This is a genomic window from Adlercreutzia sp. CNCM I-6215 (assembly GCF_977072315.1).
Genome location: NZ_CDRVMA010000006.1, coordinates 37,719 through 64,290, shown reverse-complemented (window position 1 = coordinate 64,290; position 26,572 = coordinate 37,719). Strand labels below are relative to the sequence as shown.

Here is a 26,572-nt window from a genome sequence, read left to right as displayed (position 1 = left end):
GGGTCCTTTTTCGTTGGGGGAGTGCGAGCGGGGGCTAGGCGCTTTGGGCGACGAGCTTGAGCTCGATGCGGGCGAAGGCGTCGTCCAGCTCGCCTAAGGGCTCCTCTTTGATGCTCTTTTCCGATAGGCCCTCTTCCCCCATGAGCGTGCGGTAAAGATACAGATCCGCCGCCTCGCGCGGGGAGGCGGCGTTGGAGAGGACGGCCTCGATGCCCGCTTCGTCCAAAGCCGCGAGGCCTTCGGGGCTGAATTGGCGGGCTATGAGGGCGTCGACGCCCATCTGCTGCAGGATGGAGGCCCTCTCTCGTGGGGTGATCCCCATGTTCGGCACGTTGCTGCAGCCTGTGACGACGCCGCTTTGCGCGGTGTAGCAAGCAAAGCTCGAGCAGGTTGCAGCGGTCACGGCTATATCAAGTCCGTCGCAAGCGACAGCGATCTTCATGCAATATTCCCTTCCCCAGAAATACTGAGGTTACAATACCCGAACAATCCTCCGCTGAATGTGGAGTACGGCAAACGGAGGGTATCTTCCCGATGAGGTGCTTCGATCGCTTTGCTAGCCGCGGCGCTTGCCGCCGCTGCGCTTGGCGGCGACGGCAGCGCGATGGGCGCGGCCGGGACGGAAGTCGCTCGACGTACGCGGCGCGCCGCTTGCCGCCGCGGAACCCGTCTTCGCGCGGTTGCCGCCCTTGGGCGCTTTGGATTTCGGAGCCGCCTTAGATCCCGTCCCGCTCTTCCTCGAGCTGTGCGCGGCGCCGGCGCTCTTGCCGCCCTGCTTCTTGCGCGTGCCGCGCTGGCGCGACTCGGCGGCAGCCTGCTCGGCGCGCTCCTTCTCCTTGGCGCGGCGCTTCTCCTTCTTGGCGAGCTCGCGGGCGGCCGCCGCCAGCTCGGGGTCGCGGCGGGCGTTGGCCCGCGTGGCGCGCTCGGCCGCGGCCTCGGCGGCCTCTTCCAAGTTGAAGCCCGCGATCTCGATCTCGGGGATGTCGCGCTTGATGAGCTTCTCGATGGCCGCCAGCTCGTCTTTGTTCTCGGGGCTGACGAAGGTGATCGCGAAGCCCTCGGCCCCGGCGCGGCCCGTGCGGCCGATGCGGTGCACGTAGTCCTCGGCCTGGGTGGGCACGTCGTAGTTCACCACATAGGACACCTCGTCGACGTCGATGCCGCGGGCCAGCACGTCGGTGGCCACGAGGATGTCGGTCTCGCCGGAGGCGAAGTTGTCCAGGGCGCGTTTGCGCTGGTTCTGGGAGCGGTCGGAATGGATGGCCTCGGCGTGGTAGCCGGCCCGCTTCAGCTTGCGGCAGGCGGCGTCGGCCCGATGGCGCGTGCGGGCGAAGACGATGACGCGCTTGTGCCCCCGCTCTTTCAGGAGCGCCGCCAGAAGGTCGGGCTTCAGGGTGTGGGGCACGTGCGCGATGTACTGCTCCACGGTGTCGGCCGTCTCGCCCTTCGCGGCGATCTGCACAATGGCCGGATCATTCAGCATGGCGTCCACCTGGTCGAGGACGCCCTTGTCGATGGTGGCCGAGAACAGAAGCGTCTGGCGGCTTTTCGGCGTCGCCTCCACGATACGGCGAACCGAGGGGAGAAATCCCATGTCGAGCATGCGGTCGGCCTCGTCCAGCACGAGCACTTGAACCTGCGAGAGGTCGACGGCCTTCTGGTTCATGAGGTCGATGAGGCGCCCCGGCGTGGCGATGAGCACGTCCACGCCGCGCGCGAGGCGGTCGATCTGCGGCTCGATTTTCACGCCGCCCACCACATTGGCGACGCGCAGGCCGCGGGTGCGGGCGATGGTTTGGCAGACTTCCTGAATCTGCATGGCCAGCTCTCGCGTGGGGGTGATGACGAGCATGGCCGGTGCCTTCTTGCGCTCGGCGCGGGCGAGGATGTCCAGGCTCGGCAGCGAGAAGGCGGCCGTTTTGCCCGTGCCGGTCTTGGCGGCGGCGATGATGTCGCGGCCTTGGAGGGCGAGCGGGATGGCCTGGGCTTGAACGGGGGTCGGCTCGGTGTAGCCGAGATGATCGACGGCGGCAAGGACGGCGTCGGAAAGGCCGAGTTCGGCAAAGGTGGTCATGAAACTCTCTTTCGTGGTTCGGATCGTGACGGTAGCGGTTGGGGGTCCTAGCGGACGTGGGCCGGCTTCTTGCCCCAGTAGAAGTGCAGGAAGTGCTTGGCCCGCAGCTTCGCGTCCCGCGGCGGCTCGCGCCGGATGAGGGCGAAGGTGGCCCGGGCGATGCCCTCGGCGGCGTTGGGGCGCCGCAGGATGGAGGCGTTCATCAGCATGGCGTGGGCGCTCGCGGAGTGGTCGCTGATGTGGCGCAGGGTGTCCAAGAGCTCGCGAGGCGTGGTGGCGGCCATAGCGGCTCCGGCGGCGGTGAGCATGCGCACGTTGGCCTTCTCCTGGCCGTAGGCGCGGCCCAAGAGGATCATGGGCGCATGGGCGCACAAACACTCGGTCACCGTGAGGCCTCCCGGCTTGCAGATGACCACGTCGGCGGCCTCCATGAGCTCGGCCATGGCGTTCACGTAGCCGAGTACCGTGACGTTGGCCAGGCCGTATTCGGCCACCTGGCGCCGCAGCTCGCGCTCGTAGTCCTCGTCGGCCCCGGCGACGATCACCAGCTGCATCGAGGGCATCGCGTGCATGAAGGGGAGCATCTCCCCGATGGCGGCACGGAAGTGCACATAGGGTTGGGGGAGCTTCGCCCCGGCGAGCGCCAGCACCACCTGTTTGTCCTGCGGCAGTCCGAAGGCCTCGCGGGCCTTAGCGCGGTCGTAGGTTCGCGAGAAGGCGGGGCTGGCGGGGATGCCGGTGATGAGGATGCGGTCCTCGGGCACGCGCCGCGGGCGCAGCGTCTCGGCCATGGACTCGTTGGCGACGCAGAACAGGTCGGTGTGCAGATGGGGCCACAGCCCCTCGGCCTCGTAGTCGGTGGGCACGCAGACGATGGGGAAGCTCTGTCCCGTGATCATGCGAGCGCTCACGGCCACGTTGGCGGCGGTGATGTGGGTGGCGACGATGGCCGCCGGCCGCAGGCGGCGCACGTACTCGGTGAACTTCGGGTACATGAGGCGCGCCCAAATGGTGCCGCCGCCCCACAGAAGACGCCCAGTGAGGGTGTAGCGCCAGGTGAGGTCGTAGAAGGGACGCGTCCAGCCGGTGAACATGGAGGCGGTCTTGTCGCCGTCGAACACGATGCGCCCGAAATCGAGGATGTCGAGGACGCGCACTTCCGAGCGCGCTTCCAGCGAGTTGTCGTCCCCGGCAGCGCGGGCGGCCTCGCCGGCCTCTTCCAGGGCCTCGGCGATGGCGTTGGCCGCCGAGCGATGGCCCGAGCCCACCGAGGCGTGCACCACTAAGATGAGCGGATGGGCGGCGGCCTCCTCGGCCGTGCGCTCCGGCGCGGCCAGCGCGCACGTGATGGCCTCGGCGGCCGTGGCGCCTTGGGCGCCCGCAGCGAGGGGGGAGGGCGAGGGCTCGGCCGGGACGGCGAGCGTCTGGGCGGGGGCGTCGGGGGCGATCGGAGCCGAGGGCTCCGTCGATTTCAGTGCAGGTGTGTTCATGGAAGCTATCATAGCCTATTTTCCCCGCATCGGCCCCGCGTCGGCGGCAAGCCCGCCAAGATGCCAGAAAATCCGCTTATGGGTCGCAGGAGCTTTTCGCCGATTCGGTCAAAGTTTTTCTCGGGGGATTTTCCGCGCCCCCGCGTTCATTTAAGATAATGGACGCGGTCAACAATGGACAGGAGGTTTGTCTTCCCATGACCGATATAGCGACATTTTCCAACGCCGAGGCCACGGCGTCTGCCGTCGAGGCGGCCCGGCGCGGCGAGGGGGTGGCCGTGCTCGCTCCGTGCTACAACGAGGCGCCCACCATCGCCCGCGTGGTGGCCGACTTCCGCGCGGCGCTGCCCGAGGCCACGATCTACGTCTACGACAACAACTCCACCGACGGCACCGCGGACATCGCCGCGGCGGCGGGGGCCGTGGTGCGCCGGGAGTCCCGCCAGGGCAAGGGCAACGTGGTGCGGAGCATGTTCCGCGACATCGACGCCGAGTACTACCTCATGGTCGACGGCGACGACACCTACCCGGCCGAGGCCGCCGGCGACCTCATCGCGCCCCTGGCGGCCGACGAGGCGGACATGACCGTGGGCGACCGCATCTCCAACGGCGCCTACGGCAAGGAGAACGAGCGGCCCTTCCACAACTTCGGCAACAACCTGGTGCGCCGGCTCATCAAGGTGATCTACGGCTACGCCTTCGAGGACGTCATGACCGGCTACCGCGCCTTCACCCGCGCCTTCGTGAAGACGATGCCCGTCATGAGCGGGGGCTTCCAGATAGAGACCGAGATCTCCATCTGGGCGGTGGACCGCCGCTGGCGGGTGGCCGACGTGCCCATCGACTACCGCGACCGGCCCGAGGGGTCGGAGAGCAAGCTGTCCACCTTCTCCGACGGCATGCTCGTGCTGGCGGCCATCGCGAGCCTGTTCCGCGACTACCGCCCCATGGCCTTCTTCGGCTGGCTCGGCCTGGCGCTCGCCGTGGTGGGCCTCTGCTTCGGGCTGCCCGTGGTGGCCGAGTACCTCGACACCGGCTACGTGGCGAAGCTGCCCTCGGCGGTGCTCGCCGTGGCGCTCATGATCGTGGCGGCGCTCTCCTGGACGGCCGGGCTCATCCTGGACACCGTGGCGAAGTCCCACCGGCGCCAGTGGGAGATGAGCGTGTACCGGGTGATGGAGGCGGATGCCGAGCGCTAGGGACCTGAGCGTCGCGCACCGCGCGGATCTCGCGATGCGGGGCGCCTGGTGCCGCCGCTGCCGGCTTTCGGCACGTTCCGAAAACAAGAAACCCCGCGCTAAGCGGGGTTTCGTTTGTGGCAAAAGTGGTGCCCCCAACGGGAATCGAACCCGTATTTCAGCCTTGAAAGGGCCGCGTCCTAACCGTTAGACTATGGGGACTCGTTCAAAACAGCTTGCATAGTATGGCAGAGCCGCCCCCGCTTTGCAAGGGTTGCGGCCGCAAAATCTGGGAAGGAACTATGGAGAAGCTCATTGCACAGTTCATGAAGTTCGGCGTGGTGGGCGTTATCGCCTTCGTCATCGACTATGGCCTCATGGTGGCGCTCACAGAGCTGGTCGGCGTGAACTACCTCATCAGCGCCACTATCTCCTTTACGGTGTCGGTCGTCTTCAACTACCTGGCCTCCATGCGCTACGTGTTCACGCACAAGCAGGGGCTCTCGCGCCGGCGCGAGTTCGTCATCTTCGTGGTGCTCTCCGTCATCGGCCTGGGGGTGAACGATCTGCTCATGTGGCTCGGTTCGTCGGTTCTGGGCGTGAGCTACCTCATCGTGAAAATCGTCGCCACGGCCATCGTCATGGTGTACAACTTCGTGACGCGCAAGATCTTCCTCGACGGCGACACCGGCGCCGTCCTCGAGTAGCGAACGGGCGACCCCTCCGTTTCGAAAACGAGTTGCGAACAGCGCGACTTGGTAGGTGGGGGACACGGTACTCGGTGCTAGAATGAGGGAAATCGCAGGTCGGCGCTGGGCCGGTCGCTCGGTTAGGAGGCAGGTTGTGGTTCCGTCCGTAGAAGAGGGGAAGATCGTCCTTATCGCGAACCCCGTGTCGAAGAGCGGGCGGGGGGCCGTGGCCGCCTCCGAGGCGGCGCGGCTTCTGCGCGAGCGCGTGGGCGACGGGCGTTTCGAAATGCTCACCACGGCCTCGGCCGGCCACGGCGAGGCGCTGGCCCGCGAGCTGGGCCCCGACGTGGGTTGCGTCATCGCGCTCGGCGGCGACGGCCTGGTGAACGAGGTGGTGAACGGCCTTATGGCCCGCGCCCCCGAGGATCGCCCGGTCCTGGCCGTCATTCCCGTGGGCTCCGGCAACGATTACGCCGAGACGTTGGGCATGGCCTACTCCGTCCCCGCGGCGGTCACCGAAATTCTGCGCTTTCAAACGGTGCGGGCCGACGTGGGGCGCGTCAACGGCCGCTACTTCGCCGAGACGCTCTCCTTCGGTTTGGACGCCGCTATCGCGCTTGACACCATGGACCGTCGCCAGAAGTCCGGCCGCGCCGGCACCATGCTCTATTTGGAAAGTGCCGTCGATCAGCTGTTCCACCACTTGCAGGTGTTTTCCTTCAAGATGGATGTCCTGGGGGCGGAGCCGGGATGCGCTCCTCATCCGGAATGGGACGATGCCTATCTGGTAGCCGTGCAGGTGGGGCCCACCTACGGTGGCCACTTCCGCATCACACCCAAGGCGCGCCTCGACGACGGGCTGCTCGACATCTGCTGGGCCACGCCGGAGCTTTCGCCCATGCGGGCGCTGGCGCTCCTTCTGCGCGCCCGGGGCGGCAAGCACACGGGAAGCGACCACATCCATTTCCGGCGGGCGTCCTCCCTCGTGCTCGACTTCGAGGAGGAGCCGCCGGCCCAGATGGACGGGGAGCCGGTTCACGGCACGCACTTCCTCATCGACTGCGTCCCCGACGCCCTCACCGTCGTTGTGGGCCAGCGGTAGGGCAATGAAAAAGCCCCGCGGGGGCGGGGCTTGCGCGTTGAAGGTGGTGCCCTCGACAGGATTCGAACCTGCGGCACCTTGCTCCGGAGGCAAGTGCTCTATCCCCTGAGCTACGAGGGCACGAATTCAGGGTCCCGACAGGCGGGTGCTGCGCTATTATAGGGCAATTGCGCCGCCGCGGACGGCAAATCCGTAAAATACCCCTCAGATGGAACGAGAACGGAACAGGAGCCCCCAGTGATCGATACGTCCACCAGGAACGATAACGCCGCGTCCGACCGCTCCGTCGACACGGCGAAGGCTCAGGACGCGGCGGCCCCTGAGGTCGCGACGGCTCCCGCTTCGGCCCCGTGCGCCTCGGGCGCGCCCGGCGAGGTGGTGCCCATCGAGCGCATGAGCTTCGGGTCGGCGGCCGTGGGGCATTTGCCGGACGGCAAGACCGTGTTCGTGGAAGGGGCCGTGCCGGGCGATGTCGTCCGCGTGGAGCTGACCGAGGAGAAGCCCCGCTTCGCCCGCGGACGGGTGTCCGAGATCCTTGAGGCCTCTCCCGACCGAGTGGCGCCCCCGTGCGCGGCGGGGTGCGGGGGATGTCCTTGGGCGCCTCTCGCCTACGAGGCCCAGCTTATCGCCAAGCGGGCGAACGTGGTGGACGCTCTGGTGCGCACGGCCCATATGGACGCGGCCCGCGCCGAGGCCCTCGTCGGTTCCTGCGTGCCCTCGAAGCGCCAGTGGGGCTACCGCAACAAGCTGGAGCTGTCCTGCGGCGCCGACGGTGCCGGTCGCCTCATCTTGGGCATGCGTCCCGAAGGGGGCGCCGATGTCGTCTCGCTGGACGCGTGCCCCTTGGCCCACCGGAACATCGAAGGTGCCCCCAAGGCGCTTAGGGGCGCGCTGCGCTACCTCTCCGGTGGCAGCGACTTGGGCCTGTTCCGCGTGGGGGTGCGCGGCAGCCTGCGCACCCGTGATGTGGAGATCGCCCTGTGGACGACCCCGGGCCCCTTCCCGCGGGCCGCGGCGGCCAAAACCCTCGCCAGCGCGCTGAAGAACACCTCCGTCGTCCGCGTCGTGGCCGACCCCGGGCGCGCCCGCAAGGTGAAGAAGGTGGAGGCCATCTCCGGCAAGGGCTGCTGGGAGGAGGAAGTGGCGGAAAGTCGCCTCCTTCTGAGCGCGCCCTCCTTCGCCCAGGTGAACACGGCTCAGGCCGAGAAGCTCGTCGAGCTGGTGCTCGCGGGTTTGGAAGTGGAGGCCGGCGACTACGTGGCCGACCTCTACGCCGGCGCCGGCACCTTCACGCTGCCGCTCGCCCGGGCCGGGGCCGAGGTGGTGGCCGTGGAGTCGGCGGGCAGCTCCGTGCGCGATCTGCGCCGCAACGCCGAGCGCGCCGGCGCCGACATCGACATTATCGGCGGGGATGCCGCCCGGGAGCTTCCCGAGCTGGGGGAGTTGGACGCGCTCGTGGTGGATCCGCCGCGCGCGGGGCTCGCCGAGGGGGTCGTGGCCTCCATCGCCGCCGCCTCGCCGCGGCGCGTGGCCTACGTCAGCTGCGACGCGTCCACCTGGGCCCGCGACGCGGCCCGTTTCGAGCAGGAGGGCTACCGTCTTATCCGCGTCACCCCCGTCGACCTCTTTCCGCAGACCTACCATGTGGAAGTGGTTAGCATTTTCGAGCGGTCCGGCTCCTAACCTGCTAGAATCATTCCCCGTATGCAATGAGACGCATTCGCGCCCGCAGCGCCCCCAAGCGCCGGCCGTCCGCGTCGCCGAGAACAAAGGAGGAGCCCCATGGCTCTCTACACCCCGGAATATCAGCCCACCGGCGAGGAGATCGCCGTCATCAACACCTCCAAGGGCCCCATCCGCGTGCAGCTGGCGGGCAACGACGCCCCCATCCACGTCGGCAACTTCGTGGAGCTGGCCCAGAAGGGCTTCTACGACGGCCTGAAGTTCCACCGCTACGTGCCCGGCTTCGTCATCCAGGGCGGCTGTCCCAACACCCGCGAGGCGACCCCCGAGCAGGTGGCCGCCGGCCGCGCTCCGGGCATGGCCCCCTTCGGCACCGGCAACCCGGGCTACTCCATCAAGGAGGAGTTCACCACCAACCCGAACAACTCCCATGAGGACGGCGCGCTCGCCATGGCCCGCTCCATGGATCCCAACTCCGCCGGCTCGCAGTTCTACCTGTGCCTGGGCCCCCAGCACAACCTGGACTCCGGCTATACCGTGTTCGGCCAGACCATCGAGGGTAAGGACGTCATCGGCCAGCTGCGCGCCGGCGATGTCATCGAGTCCGTCGTCATCGAGAACGCCGCCGAGTAAGCACCGCCCCGCGAGAGGGGTCGGCGCCCGCCGTCCGAGCCGTCTCGCCCCACTGCCGCGCCGCCTAAGCGGCCGCCCCGAATGTCGAGTGAAGGAAGTCTATGAACAACGAGTTATTCGATCGAGCAAATGAGCGCTACCGCCTGCGCGACTACCGCGGCGCGCTGATGGCTTTCACGGAATGCTTGCAGGACACGAACTTCCCGCTCACTCCCGGGGAAATGGGCCTTCTCTACCACCAGATCGGCAACTGTCTGGTGAAGCTGAAGAACCCGCGCGAGGCCATTCAGGCCTACAGCCAGGCCACGGCCGATACGGCCTATCGGGCGCTGGCGACGGTGGAGTGCAACCTCGGCATGGCCTACGCGTCGCTGCGCGACTACACGAACGCCATCAACTGCTTCGAGAAGTCGGTGGCCGACACGACCAACCCCACTCCCTACAAGTCCTACATGGGCATGGGCAACGCGCTCATGAAGCTCGGAAAGTCCGCCGAGGCCGGCGTGGCCTTCCGCGAGGCCGCTCTGGACGAGTCGAACCCCGACCCCACCAAGGCGCTTTTGAACCTGGGCGTCTGCTTCATGGCTCTGAACCGCCCGGCCGACGCCGTGGCCTCCTACGAGAGCGCCCTGCAGTTCGACATGCAGCCGGCCACGCGCAACAAGCTGCAGGCGAGCCTGGGGCAGGCCTACGTGGCCTGCGGCCAGATGGAGAAGGCGGTGCATGCCTTCGAGGAGGCCATCGCCGACAAGACGTACTACCTGTCCGATTCGGCCAGCGTCGACTACCAGCGCGCCGTGGGTGCCGTGGCCCAGGGAACGTCCGAGCAGAACCAGGCCACCCAGGTGCTGCAGCTGGCCGATATGTCGGGGCTCGACGTGGCCGCCGACGGCACGAGCGTCTACGACGAGGGCGCCTACGAGGGCGGCGACGTCTCCGAGGCCTTCTACTACGACGAGGGCACCTACGAGGCCGACCCGGCGAGCTTCCCCGGCTATGTGGGCGCCTACGAGAACGTCGACAACGACCGGTTCTTCACGGCCACCGACGCCGAGCTCGAGCAGTGGTCGCGCGGTCTGGCCAAGCAGGATCGCAAGCGCCGCAACGTCGGCTTGAAGATCCTGCTGTTCTTCGTCATCGTCATCGTGCTGGCCGCTGCGGCCGGCGTGTTCGCCTATACTCAGGGCTACGGCTACCCCACGGTGCAGACCGTGACCCAGGAGCTGTTCAGCGACCCGTCCGGTGCCGCTGACAAGGTGTTCTCCGCCGATGTGGACAAAGACGCCATCCCGGCCATGCTCGATCCGGTGGTGTCCGATTCCAACGTGACTATCGACGGCGTGAGCCGCTCCATGACCGAGTCCACGGTGTACGCCACGGCCACAACCGAGGAGGGCGGCGAGGTGCAGTACCGCATCTCCATGGTGCGCGACGGCATCACGTGGAAGGTCAGCAACGTGGAGCTGTACTTCCCGAGCCAGGCCTAAAGCGCATCGGGCCGTTTTCCGATTTCAGCAATCCCGGCCCGCGCCTTGCGGGCCGTCTGCAAGCAAGACCCTCAAACGAAAGGATTTCCATGGCTATCCAGCAGACCTACTCCATGATCAAGCCCGACGGCGTGCGCAACGGGCACATCGGCGAGATCATCAACCGCTTCGAGCGCGCCGGCCTCACCATCGAGCGCATGGAGCTGGGCATGGTCACCCCCGAGCAGGCGAAGGCCAACTACGCCGAGCACGAGGGCAAGCCCTTCTACGACGGCCTGATCGCGTACATCACCTCCGGCCCCGTGGTGAAGATGGTCGTCTCCGGCGAGGGCGCCGTGGCCAAGTGCCGCTCGCTCATGGGCGCCACCAACCCGGCCGAGGCGGCCCCGGGCACCATCCGCGGCGATTTCGGCCTCATCATGGACGAGAACGTGATCCACGGCTCCGACAGCCCGGAGTCCGCCGAGCGCGAGATCAAAATCTTTTTTAACTAAAAAATTAGAAATCATAATCAAAAACTCTGAAAAACAAAAGGAAGGATATTAAATGAAACACTTACCTAAAAGTACACTTACGGAAATATTGAATGACCCATACGGATTTACTTACAAAGAAATGTCGGAAGTAATTGGAGAGGATAAAGCAAGAGCCTTATATGCGGAATTGTATAAACAGCCATTTCACAAAAAAAATCTATCAATATCAACAAAAAAAAGTCTATAAAAGTAGCGATACTGAAAAGTATGTTTATGAATTGAAAGACAACAGGTATATCGAAACGGTTTTTATTAAACGGCGAGATGGTGGGACTGTTTGCGTAAGTACGCAAGTTGGTTGTTCTGTTGGCTGTATTTTTTGTGAGTCCGGACGCAATGGTTTCGTTCGTAATCTAACACCATCTGAAATTGTGCAGCAGGTCATATTGATACGTCAAAAAGTAAATCGTATCGTTTTTATGGGAATGGGAGAACCTTTATTCAATTACGACAACTTGATTGCAGCAATCCATATTCTTCGAGATAGAAATGGACTTAACTTTCCAACCGACGGCATTACCGTATCAACAGTTGGTCCAGTTAATCAATTAAAAAAATTGCGCGAAGAACATCTAAAAATTCAGTTGACAATATCTTTACATGCAGCAACACAGGCTGCGAGAAACTGCATCATTCCTCATATGCACATGTACGCTATTGAAGATGTTGTTAAGCAAGCATTGTCCTATTCACAAAGGCATAATCGAAAAGTGGTATTTGCGTATTTGCTTTTACCAGGTATAAATGACCGTTCCTCAGATATAAAGCAACTTGCAAAATGGTTTAAGGGCAAAAATGTTATGATTAACGTGCTGCAATACAACCCGACGAGTAATTCAAAAATTAGAGCACCACAAAAACAAGAAATGGTTGCGTTCAAACATCAATTAGAGCAAACAGGACTTGAAGTTACCATGAGAGTTTCTCATGGTAGAGAGATTAAAGCAGCTTGTGGACAGTTAGCTAATACATATAATAAAGCCAAAAAACAACAAAAATAATTTAATTAAAAGAGCCAGACGCACAGACGCAGAGCCGATAATATGCAGTTTGAAATACTGCTGTTATCGGCTCTTTTTTGATTTAATTTGTGCCCCCAAAAGATTAAGTCGACACTGCGAAGCCCCAATGCACCGATATTTGGCGCTTTCTCGCTTGCCCTCACGTACCTCAAGTACGCTCGGCCGCGAGACGCGCCAACTATCGGCACCTTGGGGCTTCTCGCTGACCTTGCCAACAATGTGAGTTGGCAATGGCTCTATCGGAAAGCCCCGAGAGGGGCTTTTTGCGTCTCTGTCTGGTTTTTCTGGGCCATCGGCCTGAGCGAGGGAGCGGGGCGGCGGAAGAGCCGTTACTATGGAGGGGAGACGGAACCGTTGCGCGAACCGTTGCGCGCAGGACGTAAGGAACAAAATCGCCTATGCTGTATCGCGTCATTGACGAGACGGAGATGCCGGCGCTCGTCGCCGCCTTCATGGAGCGCTACGAGGTGGTGGCGCCGGTCAAGCGGGGGAACAAGTACGTGTTCTCGGCCGTTGATTCCTTCGACGACATCGCGCTGGACTATCCCACGACCATCGCCTCTCCCAAGAAGTACCTCCTGCCGGCCAAAGAGACCCTCTTCGAGTTCGATGCCGAGCGAAACGAGGTGACCGACTACGCCGATGAGGTGCGCCCCCGGGTGCTCTTCGGCGTGCACGCCTGCGACATCAACGGCCTCGCGAACTTGAGCAGCGTCTTCAACGACCCGCGCTATCCGGATCCCTACTACGCGGCCCATGCCGCCGCCACGCTCATTGTCGGCGTCGCCTGCATGCCGTCGGCGAACTGCTTCTGCAACCACATGGACGCCGAGGAGGCGCGGGCCGCCTACGATCTGTTCCTGACGAACATCGGCGGCCGCTACCTCGTCTCCATCGGCAGCGTCGTGGCGGCGAACATCTTGGAGGCGGCCTGCGATGTCCGCGAGGCCACCGACGAGGATCGCATCGCGTTTCGCGCCGCCACCCGCGCGCGCCAGGAGGCCTTCAACCGGGACATCCCCGACATCCAGGAAATCCCCATGCTCATGGACGCCTTCCACGAGGACGAGTTCTGGGAGGAGCTGGGCGGCCGCTGTCTTTCCTGCAACGCCTGCGCGAATGTCTGCCCCACCTGCTACTGCTTCGATATCCGCGACACGCTGGATCCGGGCGCGGCCACGGGGCGCCGCGAGCGGGTGTGGGACGCCTGCACCTCGCCGCAGTTCGCCATGGTGGCCGGCGGCCACAACTTCAGGCCCACGCCGGCATCCCGCGTGCGGCACCGCATGTACCACAAGCTCAACGGCTTTCTGGCCAAGCACGACCGCAACCTCTGCGTGGGCTGCGGCCGCTGCGTTTCCGCCTGCAAAGTGGACATCAGCCCCATCGAGGTGCTGAGGTTCTTCGACCGAAAGGGGGCGTAAGGCGCCATGGCGAACGACAACATCGTGGCCGTGCATCCCTTCCACGACGCCGGGCGCGAGGCCACCGGCGCCGAGCTCATGCACGCGAACCCCTACCGCCCGTGGCCGGCGCGCATCACCTCCATCACCGAGCTCACGCCCACCGAGAAGCTCTTCGAGTTCCGCTTCGTGGATGAGCGCATCCGCGAAGCTTTCCGCCAGGAGCCGGGACAGTTCGTGGAGCTGTCCATCTTCGGGGTGGGGGAGGCGCCCATCTCCATCTCCTCGTCGCCCACGAAAAGCGGCTTCATCGAGCTGTGCGTTCGTCGCACGGGGCGCTTCACCGAGCGGCTGCACCAGATGCAGTGCGGCGAGATCGTCGGCATCCGCGGGCCCTTCGGCCGCGGCTTCCCCATCGATAAGATGCGCGGCCACGACGTGCTCTTGGTGGCCGGCGGCCTGGGCATCGCGCCTCTGCGCTCGCTCATCAACAACATCCACGACGAGCGCAGCGAGTTCGGGAAGGTCGCCATCATCTACGGCTCGAAGAATCCCTCCGAGGTCATGTTCCGCAACCAGTTCGAGATGTGGAAGCACCGTAAGGATTTCGAGCTGCACCTCACCGTGGACAACGCCGATGAGGGGTGGGACGGGGAAGTGGGACTGGTCACCAAGCCCTTCGAGCACTTGGAGATCGACCCGGCCAACACTTTCGGGGCGCTCTGCGGGCCGCCGGTGATGTATCGGTTCGTCGTGCAGGAGATGCGCAAGAAGGACATTCCCTACGATCGCATCTACATGAGCTTCGAGCGCCACATGAAGTGCGGCGTGGGCAAGTGCGGGCACTGCCAGGTGGGCCATCAGTACTGCTGTATCGACGGGCCCGTCTTCAACTATTGGGAAGCCAAGAACATTCAGGGGTCGATGTAAATGAGCGAGAACCTGTCACCGACCGCCGAGCGCCGTGCTCCCCGCGTGGTCGTTATCGGTTTGGCCAGCTGCTTCGGCTGCCAGATCAACATCACCAACATCGAGCGCCACCTCATGGACGTGCTCGGCCAGATCGATCTGGGGTACTGGCAGCTGACAAGCTCGGTGCCGATGCCCGATGAGTTCGACGTTGCCGTCATTGAGGGCGCTGTCACCACCGAGGAGGCGGCCGAGACGGTGCGCCGCGCCCGCGAGCGCGCAGGGAGCGTGATCGCCATCGGCTCGTGCGCCGTGACCGGCGGCATCCCCGGCATGGCCTCGGACGATCTGGCGGGTCATGTGGAGGCCGTCTACGGCGACGCTGCCCCGGACGCCTGCGGGGATTTGGTGGCGCCCCGGCCCGTGTCGGATGTGATCGACGTCGATTTCGAGGTGCGCTGCTGCCCCATCGACCCTATGGAGTTCGTGCGGGTGCTGGACGCCGCCCTCTACGGGAGCAACCGGCTGCCGGCCACCTCGGCTCTGTGCGGCGAGTGCTCCCGCAACGAGAAGGGGTGCTTCTACAAGCAGGGCGTCATGTGCCTGGGGCTCGTGACGCGCTCTGGCTGCGGGGCGAAGTGCCCGGCGCTGGGCCGTCCCTGCAACGGCTGCGCGGGGCTCTCTCCCGATTCCAACGTGGAGGCGGCCCGCTACGTCGTGGGAAAGCGCGGCCTTGAGGTCGCGCGCTTCGACGACGCCCTGGAGATGTTCAACGCCGTGGCGATAAGCGCCGCGCAAGGGGAGGAGTAGCCTCATGGCCGCCACCGAGATTTCCGTCGACCACATCGCCCGCGTCGAGGGCCACGGCGACATCCGTCTCACCATCGAGGACGGCCGGGTCGTCACCTGCGAGATGGCCGTGGTGGAGCCGGCGCGCCTGTTCGAGTCCATGGTGCGGGGGCGCTCCTTCGAGGAAGTGCCCTACATCGCCTCCCGCGTCTGCGGCATCTGCTCGTCGAGCCACGTCGTCACCGACCTGCGCGCCATCGAACAGGTCTTCGGTGTGGAAGTGACCGACCGCACCGAGGCTTTGCGCGAGCTTCTGCTCTACGGCTCCTACCTGCAGAACCACGGCACGCACCTGTTCGTGTTCGCCGCCCCGGACTTCTTGGATCACAAGTCGGTGTTCCCGCTGGCCGAGGGTAACCCGGAGCTGTTCGAGAAGGCACTGGGACTGAAGGCGCTGGGCAACGAGCTGTGCACCCTGGTGGGCGGCCGGTCCATTCATCCCATCACGGCGGTCGTGGGCGGCTTCACCCACGAGATCTCCGCCGACGAGTACCTCCGTCTGGCCGAGGCCATGGATGCCACGAGAGAATTCGCCCTGGCCAGCGTGGACTTGTTCCGCGACTTCGACACGGTGGACGTGCAGACGGAAGGCGACCTGCTCGCCATGGTGGCGCCCGGCGCCTACCCGGTGTGCACCTCCGACACCTTGCGCTTTGTTCGCGCTGGCTACGACTTCAGCGCCCAGGACGTGGAAGAGGAGATCGAGGAGTACCCGGTGGGGCATTCCGCCGCCTTCCTCGCCCGGGCGCGACGCACCGGGCAGCCTTACATGACGGCGGCCCTGGCCCGCGTGAACGCCAGCTGGGACGCGCTTTCCAAGGACGCGCGCTACGCCGCCGCCAAGGCGGGGCTGCGCCCTCCGGAGTACAACCCCTTCGCCAACAACATCGCCCAGGCGGTGGAACTGGTGGACGTGCTCGACCGCTGCGCCGCGCTCTGCCGTCGTTTGGCCGCCGACGAGTTCGAGGGCTCAAGCGCGCCGGTTCCCTTCGAGGTGCGCGCCGGTCGCGGCGTGGGCTTCACCGAGGCCCCGCGCGGGGCGCTGTTCCATATCCTGGACATCGACGGCGACGGCCGCGTCGAGCGCGCCTCCATCATGACGCCCACGGCCCAGAACATCGCGAACCTGGAAGCGGACATGCGCCAGCTCGCCGGCAAGATGGTCGCCGGCGGCTACGACGCCGACCTCATCACCCTGGAAGTGGAGAAGCTCGTCCGCGCCTACGACCCCTGCCTCTCCTGCAGCGTGCATTAAGTTTTGGCAATGTAGGGCTCGGAGCCGCCGGGGTGACCCGCGCGCAGGTTGCGCAGCGAACGGAACAGTCCAGTGGACTGTTCCGCCGAGCGAGCCATTGCTTGAGCACGGGCCACCCCGGCGGCTCCGAGCCCGGACAATCTCTTACACCTATGGAGTTTCTAAGCCCCTAGGCCTCGTGTGATAAAATCTAAGGCTGACTGTAACCTATACGTATCCGAAGGGTTTGCCTGTATGTCATTCCTTGATTGGTTTTCGGGCCTGACCGGCCAGATGTCCGCGGACATGGCCATCGATCTGGGCACTGCCAATACCCTTGTTGCTATTACGGGGGAGGGCATCGTCATCAACGAGCCCTCCGTTGTCGCCATAGAAAAGTCCACTCAGCGCGTGCTGGCCGTCGGCCATGAAGCCAAGAACATGATCAACCACACGCCGGACGCGTTCTCCGCCGAGCACCCGCTCAAAGACGGCGTCATCGCCGACTACGATGTGACCGAGGCCATGATCTCGGCCTTCATCAACAAGGCGGCCGAGCGCAAGTACCCTTGGCAGCCCAAGCCCCGCATCGTCGTGTGCATCCCCTGCGGCGCCACCTCCGTTGAGAAGCGCGCCGTGTTCGAGGCCACCATCCAGGCGGGCGCCCGCCAGGCCTACCTCATCGAGGAGCCCATGGCCGCCGCCATGGGCGCCGATCTGCCCGTGACTGAGCCGACCGGTTCCATGGTGGTCGATATCGGCGGCGGCACCACGGAGGTGGCCGTCATCTCGCTCGGCGGCATCGTGACGTCCAGCTCGCTTCGTTTGGCCGGCAACCGGCTCGACGAGGCCATCGCCATGCACCTGCGCGATTTGCTCGGCATCAAGATCGGCGAGCGCACGGCCGAGGTCATCAAGATCAAGATCGGCTCCATCCTGCCCTTCGAGGACGGCCGCGAGCGCGACATGATCATCTCCGGCCAGGACGTCTACACCGAGCAGCCCAAGGAGGTCACCATCCAGTCCGAGGACGTGCGCGCGGCGCTTCAGGCCCCCATCGAGGAGATGGTGCTGCACATCAAGGACACCTTCAAGAAGACCAACCCCGACCTGGCCAGCGACATCATCCAGAACGGCATCCTGCTCACGGGTGGGGGCGGCCTGCTGTCGGGCCTCGACCGCTACCTCACCGACAAGCTTGAGATTCCCGTGTGGGTGTCCGAGACGGCGCTGACCAACGTGGTGTCGGGCTGCCTGAAGGTGCTCGAGACGCCGACGGCCCTCAAGCAGACGCTCATGCGCTCGAAGTAGGTCTTTCGCTTCCTATGGCTCTCAACTTTCAGCAACACGAACCGGCCTCCGCGGGCCGGCTCTCGCTCATTATCGCGCTGGCGGTCTCGCTGGTGTGCGTCGGCCTGTACCAGGCCGAGGGCGCTACAGGCCCCCTGCATTCCCTGCAGTCCGCCGTGGAGGGCGCCATGGTGCCCCTGCAGCGGGCGAGCGCGCCTCTCACCGAGGCGGTGGACGACGCCGGGGCCGCGGCGGCCGAGGGCGGCGTTACCGAGGAGACCTATGCGACGTTGCGCCAGCAGAACGAGCAGCTCGTGCAGCAGCTGGCCGCCGCCGAGGAGCAGCGTCTCGAGAACGAGCGGCTGCGCGGCCTTCTGAACCTGCGCGACACCTACGAGATCACCGGCGTGTCCGGCCGCGTCATCGGGCGGACCACCGACGCGTGGAACCAGACGGTGACCCTGGACGTCGGATCGAGCTCCGGCGTGGAAACGGGGCTCACCGTGCTCGGCCCCACGGGCGTCGTGGGCCAGGTCATCTCCGTGGACGGCGGCTCGTGCCGGGTGCGCCTGCTCACCGATCCGCAGTCCGGGGCGGCCGCCATGGTGCAGTCGAGCCGGGCCGAGGGCATCGTGCGCGGCTCCATGGACGGCCTGCTCTATCTGGAGAACATCGGCGCGGATGTGAACGTGCAGGTGGGTGACGTGGTTCTCACGAGCGGCCTGGGCGGCAGCTACACCCGGGGCCTCATCATCGGCACGGTGGTGCGCGTCGAGGGCAGCGCCGGCAGCGACACCCGCAAGATCGTCGTGGCCCCCAACGACACCGTGAGCCTCATGGAGGAGGCGCTCGTGGTGTTCTCCGCGGCCGACGACGCCGCCGACCGCACCGTGACGGCGCCCACGAGCGCCGACGGCGGCGAGGGGGCGTCCGGTTCCGGCTCGGGCGATTCCGGCGACGGCAACGATACCGGCAGCGGTGACGACAGTGCCAGCGGCGACGGCTCCGGCGACGATGCGGGCCGCTCTGACGGCACCGAAGGAGGCGAGGCCGCATGATGGAACTTTCCCGCGAGACGGTGGCGGGCGTCATCGGCGCCGTCATCGCCGTGCTTCTGCAGATAACCGTGGCGCCGGCCATCACGCTGTTCGAGGCCGTGCCCAACTTCATCGTGGCCTTTTGCATCGTGCGCGCCGTGGCCACGCCGGCCGCGTCCGGGTCGGTCATGCCGCTGGTTTTGGGGCTTCTCTTCGACCTCATGGGGGGAGGGCCCGTGGGAGGGATGGCCTTTGTGCTCGTGCTGGTAACGTTTCTTGCCTCGCGACTGTTTATGGCGCTGAACAACGATACCCTGTTCATGCCGGTGGCCATCATGCTGGCGTGCATCATGCTCGTCGAGGTGATGTACGGGCTCATCGTCGTGGTCTGCGGCGCCGACGTGCCCTTGGGGGAGGCCTTCCTCTACCGCACGCTGCCCTGCATGCTCTACGACTGCGTCATCGGCCTTTTGCTGTATCCGATCGCCGCGCGGTTGATGGTCGATCGCCCGCGCGTCCAACCCGGGACGCCGGTCCTTCGTTAGGAAGGGGGAGCCGTGCTCGTAGCTATCATCGTCGCCGTCCTGGCGGCGGTCATCGTCATTGTGGTTGTGGCAGCGGCGCTCGCGCTGCGCGCCCGCAGGGAGACGCCCTCGGTCGGCCGCGCCAAGGGAGTCTCGGAGCTTTCCACCGTGGGCGTGGGAAGCTCGCCCTTCGAGCGCCGCTCCAAGGCCCAGGCCGCTCGCGAGGGCGATGTGACCGTGTCCAGCTCCGAGCCCGGGGCCGCGTCGAAGAAGCCCTCTGACGAGCTGGGACGCCGCTTTGCGGGTCTGGCGGCGGCGGCCGTGGCCATCTTTGGCGCCCTGTCGGCGAAGCTGTGGTCCATGCAGATCGCGGGATCTGAGGCCTACGCCCAGGCGGCGGAGGAGAACCTGTACACCACGGTGAAGACGCCCGCCCCCCGCGGCTGCATCTACGACACCAACGGCGAGGCTTTGGTGGTGAACCGCCCGAGCCAGACCGTCGTGGCCGACCCTGAGGTGGCCGACAACCGCGATGTCGTGCGCCGGCTCTCCACGGTGCTGGGGCTTCCCGCCAACGTGGTGCTCCAGCGCATCAACGATGCCGCCGCCGGCGCTCAGAGCCTGCGCGTGGTGGGGGAGGACGTGCGCCTGCGCGACGTGGCCTTCATCGCCGAGCATGCCGACGCCTTCCCCGGCATCACCGTGGAGGAGCGCTCCCAGCGCGAGTATCCCTACGGGGCGCTGGCGGCCCATGTGCTCGGCTACACCGGCTCGCCCTCGGCTGCCCGGCTCGAGGAGAAGATCGAGGGCCGCGACATCCTCGCCATCGACGTGGTGGGCAACGCTGGGGTGGAGGCCACCTACGACGCGTACTTGTCCGGCGAGCACGGCGAGAGCCAGGTCATGGTGGACGCCAACGGCCGGCGCATCTCGGTCATGAGCGACATCAAGGACACCAAGGGCAACGACCTCTACCTCACCATCGACGCCAGGGCTCAGTACGTGGCCGACGCGGCCCTGGCCAAGCTCATCGCGCCATCGGGCGGCGTCATCGGCACGGGCAAGGGCTCCAAGGGCGCCGTTGTGGCACTTGACGTGACCGACGGGTCGGTGCTCGTTATGTCAAGCTTCCCCACCTTCGACCCGACGAATTTCACCGGTGCCTTCTCCCAGGAACTCATGGATAGGTACAACTCCGAGGAGGCCTACGCGCCGCTGAACAACAACGTGGTGTCCGGCCAGTTCATGGCCGCCTCCACCTTCAAGGCCTTCACCTCCTTAGCTGGCCTGGAGTACGGCTTCGCCACGGAGAGCAGCTCGTGGAACTGCACGGGCAAGTGGGACGGCTTCGGCACTGGGGACGTGCAGCGCTGCTGGAAGCACGACGGCCATGGGACGCTCGATCTGCACGGGGGCATCGTGAACTCCTGCGACACGGTCTTCTACGAGATCGGCAAGGCTTTCTACGACCATGGGCCCGCCGGCACCGGCGAGATATCGGAGACGGCGCTCCAGGACTACCTGGGGCAGTTCGGCTTCGGCGAGAAGACTGACATCGATTTGGGCGGCGAGGCCGTGGGCGTCATCCCCACCCCGGCCTGGAAGGCCGAGCGCTGGCAGAACGTGCCCTCCGAAGCCACCTTCCGCGGTGGCGACTACACCAACATGATCATCGGCCAGGGCGATGTGCTCGTGACGCCCTTGCAGGTGGCCTGCGCCTACGCCGGCGTGGCCACGGGCCGCATCATGCGGCCGCACCTTCTGAAGGAGGTGCGCAACAGCGAGGGCGAGACGGTGGTCACCTACGAGCCGGTCGTCGAGCGCACCCCCGAGGTGAGCGAGGCCCATCTGGCCTACGTGCGCGACGCGCTGCGCGGCATGGTGCAGGAGTCCCATTCCGTGGCGCCGCTGTTCGAGGAGCTGGGGATCGACGCGGCCGGCAAGTCCGGGACCGGCGAGAAGCAGGACCAGAACGATACGGCCTGGTTCGTGGCCTATGCCCCCTACAACGACCCGAAGTACGTCGTGGCCTGCGTGGTGGAGCAGGGCGGCGGCGGATCGGACACCGCGGCGCCGGTGGTGGCCGAGGTCATGGGCGCGCTCATGGACTGCGCCGCCGGCACGTCCTCGGTGAAGCCGGAGCGCATCTCCGGCTCGCCCGGCGAGTCCGTCGCCATCGCCAACGACTCCGGCGGCCGTGAGGACTAGCATGGCCCAGCAGCTTCCCCAAATCCACTCGGTTCACTCCAGCCAGCGCCGACCGGCCCACGGCTCGGCGCGCCCGGCTGCGCCCTCGCTGCTTGCGCGCGTGCCCTGGGGCTTCCTCGCCGTCATCGCGGTGCTCGTCGCCTACGGTCTCGTGGTCTGCTGGTCGGCGGTGCAGGGGGACGCCGACTACAACTTCAGCCGCCAGCTGCAGGGCGTGGCCGTGGGCCTGGTCGCCATGGTGGCCCTGTGGGCCTTCGACTACCGGCGCCTGGCGAACCTCACCACGGCGCTGCTCGTCATCAACGTGGTGCTCATCCTTCTGCCCCACATCCCGGGCCTCGGCACCGACGCGGGCATGGGGGCCAAATCCTGGATCAAGATCGGCATGCAGGTGCAGCCCGGCGAGTTCGCGAAGGTCACGGTGGTGCTCTTCGCCGCGAGTCTTCTGGCCCGCTACCAGGGCACGCTGGACGATTGGCGAGAGTACTGCAAGGTGCTCGGGATGCTGCTCGTTCCGTTCGCGGCCATCATGACCCAGCCGGACTTGGGCACGGGGCTGGTGTATATGGCCATCTCCGCGGTGGTGCTCGTCATGGGAGGCGCCAAGGGGCGCTACCTGCTCATCACGCTCATCGCCGGCATCGCGGCCATCGCGGCGGTGTTCGCCGTCGACGAGCTGCTGAAGTACCAGCAGTCCGACGGCACGTGGGAGTACCGCCTCCTGAAGAACTACCAGCGCAGCCGCCTGCTCGTGTTCCTGAACCCCGAGGGGGACCTTTCCGGCGACGGCTACAACCTCGCCCAGGCCAAGATCGCCATCGGCAGCGGCGGCCTGTTCGGCAAAGGCATCGGGAACGCCACACAGTCGACCCACGGTTTTCTGCCCGAGGCCCCCACGGACTTCATCTTCTGCGTTCTGGCCGAGGAGTTCGGGTTCGTGGGCGTCATGGCGCTTCTCGGCCTGTACGCCCTGCTCATCGTGGCGTGCCTCTCCATCGCCCGGCGCGCCGACAACCTCTTCGGCATGCTCATCGTCATGGGCGTCATCGGCATGTGGCTCTTCCAGATTTTGGAGAACATCGGCATGGACTGCGGCCTTATGCCCATCACGGGCATCCCGCTGCCCTTCGTCAGCTACGGCTCCTCGTTCATGGTCGTGAACTTCGCGCTCATCGGGCTCATCGGCTCGGTGTACTCCCATACGTCCACGCAGTCCGGCTTTGCCCGGACTCCCTCTCACGGAAGGAAAGCCTCATGAATCTTCCCCTCGATATCCCCGCCCTCCTGAAGGCGGCCACCGATATCGACGAGGCGCGCAACACGCCTCTGGCGGTGTCGGTCTACATCGACGAGACGGCCCCGGGCGATGTGGTGGGCCACGTGCGCAGCGCCTTTGCGAGCGCGGGGGCCAAGACCCGGGTGACCATCGGGTATCTGGACGACAACCTGCTCGCCGAGCCCTACGGGGCCGACGACATGGCGGTCATCGTCGCCGGGGATTCGCCCCGCATCGGCGAGCAGGCGGCCCACATCCGCGGCGCCGGCATCCCGGTCATGGTGGCCACCACGGCCCCTCACGCCGTGGCCGCAGCGGCCGAGGCGGCCGGCTGGCCCGTTCCCGAGGGGGACATCGTCGCGCCGAGCATGACCAACCCCACGCCTTTCGGGGACGCCGCCCGGGCTCTGGCGCGCCGCATCACGGCCGGCAGCACCGCCAACGAGGCGCCGAACGCCGCGGCGGCCGAGGCGGCGAACGCGGCCGAGGCGGCCATCGAGGACATCGAGCACGCGCTGCCCGTGGAGACCGAGCCCGCCGACGCCGAGCCCATCCCGCTGGACGCCGAGGGCGCGGCCACGCTGGACCGTCGCATGGGGGAGTGGATCATCGCCGCCTGCAAGGACAAGCGCCTCGCCTTCGCGCTGGCGTTTCCCTTCGTGCGGCGCCCGCTGTCCCTGGACGCGGTGCGGGCCACCTCGGTGCAGAACGCCGGCGTGGGCGTGGTGGTGTTCATCCCCGGGGCCGACATGCCCATCATGACGCTCAACCAGGCGAAGATGCTGCTGCAGATCGCCGCTGCCTACGGCCAGCCGTTGTCGGCCGAGCGCATCAAGGAGCTGGCGGCCGTCGTGGGCGGGGCGTTTCTGTTCCGCAACATCGCCCGCACGGCCGTCGGCGTGGTGCCGGTGCTCGGCTGGGCCATCAAGGGGGCCATCGGGTTCGCGGGCACCGAGGCCATGGGGCACGCGGCCATCGAGTACTTCGAGGCCGGCGGCGACATCGTCGGCGTGGCATCGGTGGTGCAGAAGGCCCGTGACGAGGCCGTGGAGGCCGCGTCGAAGGCGGCGGCAACCCCCGCCGGCGGCAAGGTGATCGAGGCGGCCCGCGGAGCCGGGGCCTCGGCCTTCCGCGCCCTGCGCGGCAAGGGGAAAGGCGCTGGCAAGGGAGGCGCCCGTGGCTAGGCGCGATCTGTGGCCTCGGGTGGAGCCTTTGCTCTCCCGGGTGGAACGGCCGGCCCGCTACCTGAACCACGAGTGGGGCTGCGCCGCGCCGGTGGCCGAGGGGGACTTCGCCTTCTGCATGATCTACCCGGACACCTACGAGTTGGGCCAGGCCAACCAGGCCGTGCGCATCCTCGTGAACGCCGTGAATGCTGCCGACGGCATGGGGGCCGAGCGGGCCTTTCTGCCGGCGGTGGACATGGCCGACCTCATGCGCGAGGAGGGCGTGCCGCTGTTCTCCCTGGAGAGCTGCCGGCCCGTGGCCGACTTCGACGTGGTGGGCATCACGCTGCCCCACGAGCTGGCCGCCACCAACGTGCTGGAGACGCTCGATCTCGCCGGCATCCCGCTGCGCACCGTCGACCGCGCCGAGGGCGACCCCATCGTGCTCGCCGGCGGCCCGTGCGCCTACAACCCGGAGCCCTACGCGCCGTTCTTCGACGTCATCTTGGTGGGAGAGGGCGAAGAGCAGCTCCCCGAGACGCTGGCGCTCATCCGCGAGCTGCGCGCATCCGGCGCGCCCCGGGCCGAGATCCTGCGCGAGGTGGCGCGGCGCGTGGGCGGCGCCTACGTGTCGAGTCTGTACCGCTGGCGCAGCGATGAGGAGGCCCAGGCGGCCGGCAGCTGGGCGGAGCCCCTGTTCGACGATGTGCCATGCGTGGTGCACAAGCGCGTCTTCGAGGGTTTCGCCGACAGCCCGGCGCTCGAGCCCATGATCGTGCCCTACACGGAAGTAGTGCACGACCGGCTGAACGTCGAGATCCTGCGCGGCTGCGCGCGGGGCTGCCGCTTCTGCCAGGCGGGTATGATGTACCGCCCGGTACGGGAGCGCTCGGCCGACAACATCGTGGACGCCGTGGCCCGGGGCCTCGCCGAGACCGGCTACGACGAGGTGAGCCTGACATCGCTCTCCTCCACGGATCACTCCCAGATCGCCGAGATCCTCTCGCGGGTGAACGCCGACTGCGCCGGGGCCGGTGTGCGCGTGAGCGTGCCCTCCCAGCGTCTGGACGCCTTCGGGGTGGAAATGGCCGAGCTCGTAGCCGGTCAGAAAAAGGGCGGCCTCACCTTCGCGCCGGAAGCCGGCACCCAGCGGCTGCGCGACGTTATCAACAAGAACGTCACCGAGGACGACTTGTTCGCCGTCATCGATGCCGCCTTCGCCGCCGGCTGGCGCCGCTGCAAGCTGTACTTCATGGTGGGGCTGCCCACCGAGACCGACGACGACATCAAGGGCATCGCGAGTCTGGCCCAGCGCGCCTACGACCGCGCGAAGGCCGCCGTGCCGCCCGAGCAGCGCGGCAGCGTGCGCATGAGCGTGTCCTGCGCGGTGTTCGTGCCCAAGGCCCAGACGCCCTTCCAGTGGGACGGGCAGATCTCCCCGGAGGAGACGCTGCGCCGCGTGGGGCTGCTCAAGCGGTCGGTGAAGTACAAGGCGGTGGACGTGCACTACCACGATCCCGCGACGTCGTTCGTCGAGGCGGTCATGAGCCGCGGCGGCCGCGAGGTGGCCGACTGGGTTGAGGCCGCCTGGCGCCGGGGCGCCCGCTTCGACGCCTGGACGGAGCTTTTCAATGAAGAGGCGTGGACCGGCGCCGCCGAGGATTTGGGGCTTGATCCCGCCGCGATCGCCCAGGCCGAGTTCCCGACCGGCTACGTGCTGCCCTGGGCGCACATCACCGCCGCGGTCTCGCCGAAGTTCCTCGCCCGGGAGCGGGAGCGCGCCGCTGCCGGCGTCACGACGCCGGACTGCACCTTCGAGAACTGCTCCGCCTGCGGCGCCTGCCCCACGTTGGGCGTCGACATCGAGTTGCAGCAGGAGCGCGAGGGCAAGGAAGTGGCCCCGGCGCGCAACCCGTACCGCACGGTGAAGGAGGCGATCCGATAATGGCCGATCCCCGTTTGTTCCGCCTGCGCGTCACCTTCCGCGAGACCGGGCGCCTGTCCATGCTGTCGCATCTGGAGTTGGCCCGCGCCCTCGAGCGTGCTGTGCGCCGGGCGCAGCTGCCCTTCGCGGTGAGCCAGGGCTTCTCGCCGCATATGCGCATCGCCTTCGGGGCGGCTCTGCCCGTGGGGGTGGGAGGCACCGCCGAGATATTCGATCTGTTCCTCACGGACTACGTGCCTGCAGGCAAGGCCCTCGCGGCGCTGCAGGAGGCGAGCCCCGCCGACTTGTACCCCACCGAGGCGCGCTACATTGAGGCGCGCGATGCCGCCGCCAGCGTGGCTTTGCCCGTGAGCACCTACGAGGTCGTGCTCTCCGAGGCTCCGGGCGCCATCGTGGTTCCCGAGGCCATCACCGTTGTGCGCAAGAAGAAGCAGAAGACGCTCGTGCCGGCCGACTTCCTCGTGGGCCCGGTGTCGCTGGACGGCGCCACGGTGCGCTTTTCTCTGGAGGCCAAGCCCACGGGATCCTTGCGCGCCGACGCCTTCGCCCGCGAACTTATTCGCGAGACCGTTGCCGCCGGTCACGCGACCGAGATGCTGCGGCCGATCACCTTCCTCCGCATCGACCAGCGCGCCGCCGAGGGGATTTAGCCCCGCAAAATGGCTTGGAAATCACGAAAGTTCGGCCGAAAGAGCGAAAATCGGGCTTCGTTGTAATACAGAACCGGATGTTTCCCCAGCTGGTGTATTACAAAAGGGCTTTCAAGAGCTTGGCATGCCCGATCTTTCGTCATTTCCAAGCCATTTCAGGCAAAGGAGGGGCGAAAAACGGCGCGAT

At 66.3% G+C, this 26,572-nt stretch carries 23 protein-coding genes and 2 tRNA genes; 20 read left to right on the top strand and 5 right to left on the bottom strand.

All coding sequences use genetic code 11. The features are described from left to right. Window positions 1–34: 34 nt before the first annotated feature. From ACW4LP_RS06100 to ACW4LP_RS06090, 3 genes are all read right to left on the bottom strand, one after another. The gene (locus ACW4LP_RS06100; RefSeq protein ID WP_022739724.1) at window positions 35–442 is read right to left on the bottom strand and encodes a NifB/NifX family molybdenum-iron cluster-binding protein; all 408 of its coding nucleotides are present in this window, start codon (window positions 440–442) and stop codon (window positions 35–37) included. A 114-nt stretch (window positions 443–556) separates the two neighbouring features. Next, window positions 557–2,074 (bottom strand): DEAD/DEAH box helicase, encoded by a 1,518-nt coding sequence (locus tag ACW4LP_RS06095; protein ID WP_455803581.1) that lies wholly within the window; start codon window positions 2,072–2,074, stop codon window positions 557–559. Between the two features lie 47 nt (window positions 2,075–2,121). Then, complete coding sequence (locus ACW4LP_RS06090; protein WP_455803580.1) at window positions 2,122–3,564, bottom strand: glycosyltransferase; 1,443 nt, start codon at window positions 3,562–3,564, stop codon at window positions 2,122–2,124. Between the two features lie 197 nt (window positions 3,565–3,761). On the opposite strand from ACW4LP_RS06090, the gene ACW4LP_RS06085 reads away from it, so the two are divergent. Then, window positions 3,762–4,763, top strand: coding sequence for a glycosyltransferase family 2 protein (locus ACW4LP_RS06085; protein WP_455803579.1), 1,002 nt, complete (start codon window positions 3,762–3,764; stop codon window positions 4,761–4,763). Window positions 4,764–4,889: 126 nt separating this feature from the next. On the opposite strand, the gene ACW4LP_RS06080 is transcribed toward ACW4LP_RS06085, so the two are convergent. Beyond that, window positions 4,890–4,964 (bottom strand) — tRNA-Glu (locus ACW4LP_RS06080). Between the two features lie 80 nt (window positions 4,965–5,044). Here ACW4LP_RS06080 and ACW4LP_RS06075 point away from each other — a divergent pair. Together ACW4LP_RS06075 and ACW4LP_RS06070 are read left to right on the top strand one after the other, a co-directional pair. Beyond that, window positions 5,045–5,449, top strand: coding sequence for a GtrA family protein (locus ACW4LP_RS06075; RefSeq protein ID WP_022739728.1), 405 nt, complete (start codon window positions 5,045–5,047; stop codon window positions 5,447–5,449). Between the two features lie 136 nt (window positions 5,450–5,585). Beyond that, entirely contained in the window at window positions 5,586–6,533 is a 948-nt protein-coding gene (locus ACW4LP_RS06070) for a diacylglycerol/lipid kinase family protein (RefSeq protein ID WP_455803578.1), read from the top strand. Between the two features lie 44 nt (window positions 6,534–6,577). Here the strand turns inward: ACW4LP_RS06070 and ACW4LP_RS06065 are convergent. Further along, window positions 6,578–6,653: transfer RNA gene (locus ACW4LP_RS06065), tRNA-Arg, on the bottom strand. Between the two features lie 117 nt (window positions 6,654–6,770). Between ACW4LP_RS06065 and rlmD the strand changes: the two genes are divergently transcribed. From rlmD to ACW4LP_RS05980, 17 genes are all read left to right on the top strand, one after another. Continuing rightward, window positions 6,771–8,216, top strand: a complete 1,446-nt coding sequence (rlmD, locus tag ACW4LP_RS06060; protein WP_367619562.1) for a 23S rRNA (uracil(1939)-C(5))-methyltransferase RlmD — start codon at window positions 6,771–6,773, stop codon at window positions 8,214–8,216. Between the two features lie 99 nt (window positions 8,217–8,315). After that, window positions 8,316–8,849: a peptidylprolyl isomerase gene (locus tag ACW4LP_RS06055; RefSeq protein WP_114539744.1), complete on the top strand. Its 534-nt coding sequence runs from the start codon at window positions 8,316–8,318 to the stop codon at window positions 8,847–8,849. A 101-nt stretch (window positions 8,850–8,950) separates the two neighbouring features. Next, window positions 8,951–10,336, top strand: a complete 1,386-nt coding sequence (locus ACW4LP_RS06050; RefSeq protein ID WP_302403548.1) for a tetratricopeptide repeat protein — start codon at window positions 8,951–8,953, stop codon at window positions 10,334–10,336. Window positions 10,337–10,425: 89 nt separating this feature from the next. Continuing rightward, window positions 10,426–10,830, top strand: a complete 405-nt coding sequence (gene ndk, locus ACW4LP_RS06045; RefSeq protein WP_114539746.1) for a nucleoside-diphosphate kinase — start codon at window positions 10,426–10,428, stop codon at window positions 10,828–10,830. A 134-nt stretch (window positions 10,831–10,964) separates the two neighbouring features. After that, window positions 10,965–11,873 carry a 23S rRNA (adenine(2503)-C(2))-methyltransferase RlmN gene (gene rlmN / locus ACW4LP_RS06040; protein WP_455803577.1) on the top strand — a complete coding sequence of 303 codons (909 nt, stop codon included), beginning with the start codon at window positions 10,965–10,967 and terminating at the stop codon, window positions 11,871–11,873. 419 nt (window positions 11,874–12,292) lie between these two features. Beyond that, window positions 12,293–13,318 carry a 4Fe-4S dicluster domain-containing protein gene (locus ACW4LP_RS06035; protein WP_417338859.1) on the top strand — a complete coding sequence of 342 codons (1,026 nt, stop codon included), beginning with the start codon at window positions 12,293–12,295 and terminating at the stop codon, window positions 13,316–13,318. A 6-nt stretch (window positions 13,319–13,324) separates the two neighbouring features. Beyond that, complete coding sequence (locus ACW4LP_RS06030; protein ID WP_455803576.1) at window positions 13,325–14,227, top strand: FAD/NAD(P)-binding protein; 903 nt, start codon at window positions 13,325–13,327, stop codon at window positions 14,225–14,227. Then, window positions 14,228–15,016: an NADH-quinone oxidoreductase subunit B family protein gene (locus ACW4LP_RS06025; protein WP_417338861.1), complete on the top strand. Its 789-nt coding sequence runs from the start codon at window positions 14,228–14,230 to the stop codon at window positions 15,014–15,016. A gap of 4 nt (window positions 15,017–15,020) precedes the next feature. After that, window positions 15,021–16,310 (top strand): Ni/Fe hydrogenase subunit alpha, encoded by a 1,290-nt coding sequence (locus ACW4LP_RS06020; protein WP_455803575.1) that lies wholly within the window; start codon window positions 15,021–15,023, stop codon window positions 16,308–16,310. A gap of 234 nt (window positions 16,311–16,544) precedes the next feature. Beyond that, window positions 16,545–17,600, top strand: a complete 1,056-nt coding sequence (gene mreB, locus ACW4LP_RS06015; RefSeq protein WP_022739738.1) for a rod shape-determining protein — start codon at window positions 16,545–16,547, stop codon at window positions 17,598–17,600. Window positions 17,601–17,614: 14 nt separating this feature from the next. Then, the gene (mreC, locus tag ACW4LP_RS06010) at window positions 17,615–18,637 is read left to right on the top strand and encodes a rod shape-determining protein MreC (RefSeq protein WP_417177297.1); all 1,023 of its coding nucleotides are present in this window, start codon (window positions 17,615–17,617) and stop codon (window positions 18,635–18,637) included. Then, on the top strand, window positions 18,634–19,161 hold the full coding sequence (gene mreD / locus ACW4LP_RS06005; protein ID WP_227070208.1) for a rod shape-determining protein MreD: 528 nt from the start codon (window positions 18,634–18,636) through the stop codon (window positions 19,159–19,161). Before mreC ends, mreD begins: the two co-directional genes overlap by 4 nt. A 12-nt stretch (window positions 19,162–19,173) precedes the next feature. Continuing rightward, complete coding sequence (gene mrdA / locus ACW4LP_RS06000; RefSeq protein WP_417177296.1) at window positions 19,174–21,348, top strand: penicillin-binding protein 2; 2,175 nt, start codon at window positions 19,174–19,176, stop codon at window positions 21,346–21,348. Between the two features lies 1 nt (window position 21,349). Beyond that, the gene (gene rodA / locus ACW4LP_RS05995; RefSeq protein WP_417177295.1) at window positions 21,350–22,606 is read left to right on the top strand and encodes a rod shape-determining protein RodA; all 1,257 of its coding nucleotides are present in this window, start codon (window positions 21,350–21,352) and stop codon (window positions 22,604–22,606) included. Further along, window positions 22,603–23,808 carry a YcjF family protein gene (locus ACW4LP_RS05990; RefSeq protein WP_417177294.1) on the top strand — a complete coding sequence of 402 codons (1,206 nt, stop codon included), beginning with the start codon at window positions 22,603–22,605 and terminating at the stop codon, window positions 23,806–23,808. Before rodA ends, ACW4LP_RS05990 begins: the two co-directional genes overlap by 4 nt. After that, window positions 23,801–25,735: a TIGR03960 family B12-binding radical SAM protein gene (locus ACW4LP_RS05985; RefSeq protein WP_455803574.1), complete on the top strand. Its 1,935-nt coding sequence runs from the start codon at window positions 23,801–23,803 to the stop codon at window positions 25,733–25,735. Before ACW4LP_RS05990 ends, ACW4LP_RS05985 begins: the two co-directional genes overlap by 8 nt. Next, window positions 25,735–26,385, top strand: a complete 651-nt coding sequence (locus ACW4LP_RS05980; protein WP_417177292.1) for a TIGR03936 family radical SAM-associated protein — start codon at window positions 25,735–25,737, stop codon at window positions 26,383–26,385. The genes ACW4LP_RS05985 and ACW4LP_RS05980 overlap by 1 nt, the downstream gene beginning before the upstream one ends. Window positions 26,386–26,572 lie beyond the last annotated feature (187 nt).

Bases quoted from the DNA above. Each gene is read 5' to 3' on its own strand.
- ACW4LP_RS06100 (WP_022739724.1), bottom strand. From the start codon at position 442: ATGAAGATCGCTGTCGCTTGCGACGGACTTGATATAGCCGTGACCGCT.
- ACW4LP_RS06095 (WP_455803581.1), bottom strand. From the start codon at position 2,074: ATGACCACCTTTGCCGAACTCGGCCTTTCCGACGCCGTCCTTGCCGCC.
- ACW4LP_RS06090 (WP_455803580.1), bottom strand. From the start codon at position 3,564: ATGAACACACCTGCACTGAAATCGACGGAGCCCTCGGCTCCGATCGCC.
- ACW4LP_RS06085 (WP_455803579.1), top strand. From the start codon at position 3,762: ATGACCGATATAGCGACATTTTCCAACGCCGAGGCCACGGCGTCTGCC.
- ACW4LP_RS06075 (WP_022739728.1), top strand. From the start codon at position 5,045: ATGGAGAAGCTCATTGCACAGTTCATGAAGTTCGGCGTGGTGGGCGTT.
- ACW4LP_RS06055 (WP_114539744.1), top strand. From the start codon at position 8,316: ATGGCTCTCTACACCCCGGAATATCAGCCCACCGGCGAGGAGATCGCC.
- ACW4LP_RS06050 (WP_302403548.1), top strand. From the start codon at position 8,951: ATGAACAACGAGTTATTCGATCGAGCAAATGAGCGCTACCGCCTGCGC.
- ndk (WP_114539746.1), top strand. From the start codon at position 10,426: ATGGCTATCCAGCAGACCTACTCCATGATCAAGCCCGACGGCGTGCGC.
- ACW4LP_RS06035 (WP_417338859.1), top strand. From the start codon at position 12,293: ATGCTGTATCGCGTCATTGACGAGACGGAGATGCCGGCGCTCGTCGCC.
- ACW4LP_RS06030 (WP_455803576.1), top strand. From the start codon at position 13,325: ATGGCGAACGACAACATCGTGGCCGTGCATCCCTTCCACGACGCCGGG.
- ACW4LP_RS06025 (WP_417338861.1), top strand. From the start codon at position 14,228: ATGAGCGAGAACCTGTCACCGACCGCCGAGCGCCGTGCTCCCCGCGTG.
- ACW4LP_RS06020 (WP_455803575.1), top strand. From the start codon at position 15,021: ATGGCCGCCACCGAGATTTCCGTCGACCACATCGCCCGCGTCGAGGGC.
- mreB (WP_022739738.1), top strand. From the start codon at position 16,545: ATGTCATTCCTTGATTGGTTTTCGGGCCTGACCGGCCAGATGTCCGCG.
- mreC (WP_417177297.1), top strand. From the start codon at position 17,615: ATGGCTCTCAACTTTCAGCAACACGAACCGGCCTCCGCGGGCCGGCTC.
- mreD (WP_227070208.1), top strand. From the start codon at position 18,634: ATGATGGAACTTTCCCGCGAGACGGTGGCGGGCGTCATCGGCGCCGTC.
- rodA (WP_417177295.1), top strand. From the start codon at position 21,350: ATGGCCCAGCAGCTTCCCCAAATCCACTCGGTTCACTCCAGCCAGCGC.
- ACW4LP_RS05990 (WP_417177294.1), top strand. From the start codon at position 22,603: ATGAATCTTCCCCTCGATATCCCCGCCCTCCTGAAGGCGGCCACCGAT.
- ACW4LP_RS05980 (WP_417177292.1), top strand. From the start codon at position 25,735: ATGGCCGATCCCCGTTTGTTCCGCCTGCGCGTCACCTTCCGCGAGACC.